This window comes from Vibrio sp. 10N.222.55.C7 (assembly GCF_041473335.1).
Taxonomy (GTDB): domain Bacteria; phylum Pseudomonadota; class Gammaproteobacteria; order Enterobacterales; family Vibrionaceae; genus Vibrio; species Vibrio crassostreae_C.
In genome coordinates this window covers 1-6839 of record NZ_JBFRSC010000114.1, presented here as the reverse complement: position 1 = coordinate 6839, position 6839 = coordinate 1, and the positions used below count along the sequence as shown (strand labels likewise).

Sequence of the window (6839 nt, the reverse complement as noted above, 5' to 3'; positions counted from 1 at the left end):
AGCCGCGATGAACCTTTTTTAATGCGTGTCGTTCACGATGGTATGTCGAACGGCACTTTATTGTGGAGGGAAGCACACACCTGTTCCACCCAACCCGCAATACCCATTCGGATTTTTAGCTAGGTATTGCTGGTGGTAGGTTTCTGCGAAAAAATATTTTCCAGCAGGCAGAACTTCCGTCGTGATCTCGTTGCCTAAAGATTCAGTCATTGCTCGTTGATATTCACGTTTAGAGTGCTCAGCGATAGATTGTTGTTCTTCACTGAAGGTGTAAATCGCAGAACGGTACTGAGTCCCTAAATCGTTGCCTTGGCGCATCCCTTGAGTTGGGTCATGACGCTCCCAAAAGGTTTCAAGTATTCGAGCTAGAGAGGTTTGTTCACTATCAAATATGACACGAACGACCTCGGTATGGCCGGTTTGCCCAGTACATACTTGTTCATAAGTGGGATTAACTGTGTATCCGCCAGCGTAACCAACGGATGTTGAAATAACGCCATCCAATTGCCAAAACAAACGCTCAGCTCCCCAGAAGCACCCCATACCAAACAGGACTTCTTGTTGAGAGCCCGTGGGTGCATCGAGCAGGTCGGTTTGATTGACGAAATGGCGCTCAGTGATTCGAATTGGGTCAGCATTTCCCGGTAGTGCGGTTGCTGCAGAAACCAGTTGTTGTTTGTTTAGCATGTTATATTCCTTTTCGCATACGTTTACCGCGCTGGCTTTTATTTAACGTGGGTTCATATTAACTGTTGGTCAATATTGAATAAGTCTTTAAATTAGACCGTGTTATTCCAGGATTTATTACAGACTCAATGCCTATTTAGCGGTATTATTTCTTTTCACTTATTAACGTATTGATAACTTCTTCACCAATTAAACATGATAAGAAAAACTTTACCAGTTCTGATTGGCACTCTATTGTCATCGACGCTCGCTTTCGCTGACGTTTCCCTTGAAATCAAAGGGCTAGATGGAGCGCTTGAGGATAATGTTGATGCTTATCTGAGTGCGATCCCTGAAGAAGAGTATTCGGTTTCACTAAGATTCCAATCCCGCTTGGAATCTATGATTAAAGAAGCCCTGAATGCGTTAGGCTACTACCACCCTAAAATCACATTTACTCACTCCGAAGATGATACCGAAATGACCGTTACGGTTGAGCCGGGAGAGCCTGTTGTTATTTATACTTCAGATATCGTTCTAACTGGTGAAGCCAAGGATGACCCAGACTTTTTAGCCTTGATAGCGAAGAGTAGCTTGTCTAAAGGTTCGACTCTGAATCATGGTAATTATGACTCTTTGAAATCGTCGATCCGCAACCTTGGCTTAGCGAAAGGCTACTTCGATGGTGCTTATGATCTTAGTAAGCTAGAAGTCGCTCCTGAATTGAACCGCGCTTATGTTCGTCTTCATTATAACAGTGGTATCCGCTATCACTTTGGTACTACTCAGGTTACTGGTAGCCAGATAGAAGAAGATAAGGTGCAGTCACTTAAACCATTTGAGGATGGCGAACCTTACTCAATCACCAAAGTCGGTGAGTACAACCAAAACCTGTCCAATACGGATTGGTTCTCCTCGGTATTTGTTGAACCAGATTTAAGCCAGTTAGGCGAAGGCCGAGAGATCCCGATGAAGGTTAGCCTTGCTCCGCAAGCTCGTAACCAAATCGAAACGGGTATCGGTGTATCCACCGACCTTGGCGTAAAAGGCACTCTGAAGTGGAAAAAACCTTGGGTTAATGAACAAGGCCATAGCTTCAATAGCAGCCTGTCGATTTCTAAACCTGAACAGACGATTACCGCTACCTATAAAATCCCTCTGGATGACGTGCTGAACGACTACTATCAAGTTAAGTACGGTATGAAAAACTTGGATAATCGTGATACCAAGAGTTTGGAGTCAAACTTAGCGCTAGAAAGATATTGGCGACTGGATAACGGTTGGCAACGCACGGTCTTCATTCGATACTTGGTCGAAAACTATGAGCAAGGTTTGCAGGATGATTTAGCGCAATTTGTGCTGCCGGGTATCTCTTTCTCACGCACTCGAACGCGAGGCGGTTCGATGCCGATGTGGGGCGATAAACAAACCATTATGGTTGAAGCGGGTGATGATACCTTGTTATCTGAAACTAAGGTTGTTCGTTTTCAAGGTCAAACCGCTTGGATTCGAAGCATTGGCGACAATCACCGAGGCTTAACTCGACTTCAATTTGGCGGCAACTTTGCCGACGAGTTTGATAAGCTATCTCCCTCCCTAAGATTCTTTGCTGGTGGTGACAATAGCATTCGTGGTTATGGTTATGAGTCGATCTCTCCTCGAGATGAAAGTGGCGCACTAACGGGTGCCAAATTCATTGCAACCAGCTCGTTTGAATACCAATACCGCTTGGTTGGAAACTGGTGGGGCGCAGCATTCTACGACATTGGTGATGCATTTAATGACAAACCCGAATGGAAACACGGCACCGGCGTCGGTGTTCGTTGGGCGTCACCTGTTGGTCCAGTGAGTTTAGATTTTGCTTGGGGTCTAGATGCAGAAAAAGGTGATGAGTTCCAGTTACACTTTAGTTTAGGGCCAGAATTATGATCAAAGTGATGGGCAAGTACATCAAGTGGACGTCGATCTCATTGACGTCTATTTTGCTGTTGTTGATAGCCTTGCTAGGTTTTGTTTTGTTCACCAATCCAGGGTTGAACACTGTGTTGTGGGGCGCTGAAAAAGCGTTGCCACAGCTTAAAGTGGAAAGCACTAAAGGGGCTCTGTTCCCGAGCTTTACGCTTAATAATGTTCAGTTTAAAGATGACAGCCTGCATATAGACACCAAAGTTCAAAAGCTGAACTTGGCGATTAATCCTCGCTGTCTGCTCGACCCTAAGTTGTGTGTCGATCGTTTAGCGATTCAAGGATTGGACTTCGCATTTACTGAACTGCCTCCGGCCTCTACAGAAGAAACAGAACCTACTCCGCCCGTAACATCGGTAAAAACACCGTTGCCAATCGTAATCAACCGTATCGCTTTGTCTGATATCAAGTTGAATATCTTAGGGCATGAAATTGAATGGAGCTTGTTCTCTACGGCTTTGAGTATGCAGGGCGAAAAGCTAACTGTATCGCCAACCTTATTCAATGATCTTAAGGTTAAACTCGCTGAGTCGACAGAAGAACCGCAAGCAGAAAAGGTTGAGCCAAAAGCTGCCGTTAAAACGGCTATCGAATTGCCGGAAGTCTGGATTCCTCTGCAGGTTGTGTTGGAGCGTTTTGACCTCAACCGTTTCACCTTAGAACAAGAAACACCAATCGTTGTTAACCACCTTGGGCTAGAAGCTCGCGCGGGCAAACACACGGTTGATGTTTCAACTCTCGAACTCGATATGCCACAAGCAAGCGCCAATCTAACCACGAAGGTTGAGCTCAAGGGCGGTTACCCGCTAGAACTTTCTTTGGATGCGTTGGTGAAAGAAACCGACCTTGTTGGGCAGAAGTTGTCTCTGAAAGCACAAGGCAGCGTGGCTAAGCTAAACCTAGACTCCCAATTTTCTGAGCTGATTGAGGCAAAGTTGTCTGGGGATATTCAACCCTTAGAACCGACTCTGCCATTTGACCTTCTTTTAGAGGGCGGACAAGCACAGTGGCCCCTTACCGGAAAAAGCGATTACCAAGCGACAATTGAGCAATTTAAAGCTGATGGCTCACTAGATGGTTTTAATGTTCTTCTTAAAGGTGAAGCCGATGGTAAGGAAATCCCTGAATTAGCCATCGATCTACAGGGTAAAGGCACGACGGAACAAATTGTTCTCGAGCGTCTAAAGCTCAACACGCTAGGCGGTGAGCTTAACGGTGTCGTTAAAGCGAACTGGAAGAGTCTCGTTAACTGGCAAGCTGACGTGACACTCAAAGATATTCAACCGGGTCTGCAGTGGCCAGAAGCTGAGGGCAACATTAGTGGAAACATCGTCACCTCAGGTGAGTTGACGGAAGCGGGCGGCTGGGCGATTGAACTGCCTAAATTGGATATTGAAGGGATCTTGCGAGAATACCCTCTGGATATCGAAGGTCAGTTGTCAGCGTCGGATCGCAGCGCGAGCGGTGAACCAAAACTGAAAACCAGTGGTTTGAACTTAGCTCACGGTGTTAACTCGATTAAGGCTCAGGGTGAGCTTGATAAGAAATGGGACATGGGTGTTGAGATTCACTTCCCTGAGCTTGTAAAAAGCGTCCCTGATTTGAAAGGTAAAGTGATTGGTAACATCCAGCTCAGTGGTCCAACGAAAAAGCCTGAAGTCGATCTCGCTCTAAATGTGGATAAGGTAGATTGGAATAACGAAGCAACACTAGAATCCTTGTCGCTTAATGGTTCTGTGGTTCCTCTGCCATTGCCTGAAGCTCAAGCTGATCTTGAATTAAAAGCTAACAACCTAACCTATCAAGATCAGAGCGTAAAAAGCATTGATCTCACGGTGAGTGGTGGTGAGAAGAAACACACAGTGACACTTGATGTGATATCCGACATCGTGTCTACAAGCTTAGCTATTTCCGGAGAGTTGATTCAAAAGCCTTCTCTTATTTGGTATGGATCGTTAGACAGAGTCAAAATCACCACTCAGCAAGGTCCTTGGGTGTTAGAGCAACCTGTCGCGATAAATGCGGATGTTGATAAACAGTTTGCCGATGTTCAAGCGCACTGTTGGAAACAATCGGGTTCGAGCGTGTGTTTGGATGAAGACGTTCGTGTCGGAAAATCGGGTGAGGCCAAGGTAGCCATCAATCAATTCGATTTCGAGCAGATTAAAGCCTTTGTGCCTAAAGAGACGCAATTACAGGGCTTAGTCAATGCGACTGCTCATGCAAAGTGGTCTGAACAAGATGAGCCTGAAGTCACGGTAAGCGTTGATATGCCGAAAGGTCAGGTTGTTCAACAAGTGGGTGAGCCAATCACACTGGGTTGGGAAAGCGTTGCATTGAATGCCCAACTGAAAGACAACAAACTGGATGCCGATTTTAAGTTGGATGTTTCCGACAATGGTGACCTGTCTGGCACGGTGTCGTTACCGGATATTCTTGCCGAAGACAAAATGGTCGATGCGGCAATTAAGCTGACCACGTTCCATCTTGATTTCTTACAACCAATTCTAGGTGAATACAGCTTATTGAAAGCCGACCTTGAGAGTGATCTTCAAGTTAAAGGCTCTCTGATGCACCCTCAAGTCTTTGGCCAATTCTCTGTTGGTGGTATTCAAGTCAAAGGCGATGTTACGCCTGTTGATGTGAAAGATGGCCGCATCGACCTCGACTTTGATGGTTATAGTGCAAAACTGGATGCGAATGTCGAAACGCCTGATGGTCACCTTGATATTGAGGGAACCGGAGATTGGCAAGATCTTAAAGCATGGCACTCGAACGTTAGAGTTTTCGCTGATGAGTTGATGGTTGATATCCCACCGATGGTTAAGGTGAAGGTCGTACCTGATATGACTATTGATGTCACACCAGATCTGGCGAAAATCACCGGTGATATTGCATTACCATGGGGACGAATTGTTGTTGAAGATTTACCACCGTCAGCGGTTGGCGTCTCTTCTGATCAGGTTATTTTGAATAAAGATCTAGAGCCAGAAAACGAAGATACGATTCCATTCAATGTGATGACGAATATTAATATCTCCATTGGTGATGACTTTAAACTGTCTGCCTTCGGTCTTGAAGGTGATTTGGTCGGTAAGCTCAACGTGGCTCAAAAAGACCAAGGTCCATTTATTACAGGTGAAGTGAACATCGTCGATGGTACTTATCAATCATTCGGGCAAGACCTCTTGATCGAAGAGGGTAAGATCCTAATGAATGGACCACCGGATCAGCCATACGTAGCCATCAACGCGATTCGTAATCCTGATAATACTCAGGATGACGTGACCGCTGGTATTCGAGTGACTGGCCCTGCGACAGAGCCTACCATCGAGATTTATTCTGACCCAGCGATGCCACAAGCGAACGCACTGTCTTATATTTTGCGTGGCCAAGATATCGACGGTGAGTCGAGCGGTTCGATGACAACGACTTTAATCGGTTTGAGTTTAGCGAAGAGTGGTAAGGTTGTTGGTGAAATCGGTGAAGCCTTTGGTGTAAAGGACTTGCAACTGGATACTGCAGGCTCTGGCGATGACTCTCAAGTGACGGTAAGTGGTTACATCCTGCCTGGCTTACAGGTGAAGTATGGTGTGGGTATCTTTAACTCGTTAGGTGAGTTTACCGTTCGTTATCGATTGATGCAGGATCTCTATGTTGAAGCTGTTTCTGGCCTAGACAGTGCTGTGGATCTTCTCTATCAATTTGAATTTGAGTAACACTTTGAGCGGCGATTGATTCGCGGGTGACGAATGCTAGGGAGTGAGTATGCAGCATCTTGTTTTTGTCTATGGAACCTTGAGGCAAGGTCAGTCCAATCACCATTATTTGCAGGGCTGCGATTTATTAGGGCAGTTTGATACACCTAAGGAATACGCACTTTTTGATTTAGGTGCCTATCCGGCGATGATTTTGGGAAAGAAAAGTGTCGCTGGTGAGGTCTATATCATTAACGACGAAATTTTAGAGTCGCTCGATCGGCTAGAAGATGTTCCTGTTGAGTATCGTCGCGAGCAAATAGAGACTATATTTGGATTAGCATGGGTATATTTGTATCAGCTTGATCTAACAGCTAATAAAGAAATACTTTCGGGTAACTGGTGTCAGCGGAACAATGATTCCTAACTAGTTAATCACCTTACGAGACAACAAAAAGCCAGCACTGAGGTGCTGGCTTTTTAATAGCGTTTGTCCCGTCCTGAAATGTG

4 protein-coding genes are annotated in these 6839 nt (G+C 45.4%); 3 read left to right on the top strand and 1 reads right to left on the bottom strand.

All coding sequences use genetic code 11. The features are described from left to right. Positions 1-57: 57 nt before the first annotated feature. Positions 58-687: a peptide-methionine (S)-S-oxide reductase MsrA gene (msrA, locus tag AB4482_RS22915; protein ID WP_017058899.1), complete on the bottom strand. Its 630-nt coding sequence runs from the start codon at positions 685-687 to the stop codon at positions 58-60. A 195-nt stretch (positions 688-882) separates the two neighbouring features. Here msrA and AB4482_RS22910 point away from each other — a divergent pair, with 195 nt between their 5' ends. From AB4482_RS22910 to AB4482_RS22900, 3 genes are read left to right on the top strand one after another with little or no spacing between them, the layout of a single operon-like run. Continuing rightward, positions 883-2595: an autotransporter assembly complex family protein gene (locus AB4482_RS22910; protein ID WP_017063725.1), complete on the top strand. Its 1713-nt coding sequence runs from the start codon at positions 883-885 to the stop codon at positions 2593-2595. Then, positions 2592-6350 carry a translocation/assembly module TamB domain-containing protein gene (locus tag AB4482_RS22905; RefSeq protein WP_372128572.1) on the top strand — a complete coding sequence of 1253 codons (3759 nt, stop codon included), beginning with the start codon at positions 2592-2594 and terminating at the stop codon, positions 6348-6350. The genes AB4482_RS22910 and AB4482_RS22905 overlap by 4 nt, the downstream gene beginning before the upstream one ends. 49 nt (positions 6351-6399) lie before the next feature. Beyond that, positions 6400-6756, top strand: a complete 357-nt coding sequence (locus AB4482_RS22900; RefSeq protein ID WP_017069403.1) for a gamma-glutamylcyclotransferase — start codon at positions 6400-6402, stop codon at positions 6754-6756. Positions 6757-6839: the final 83 nt, after the last annotated feature.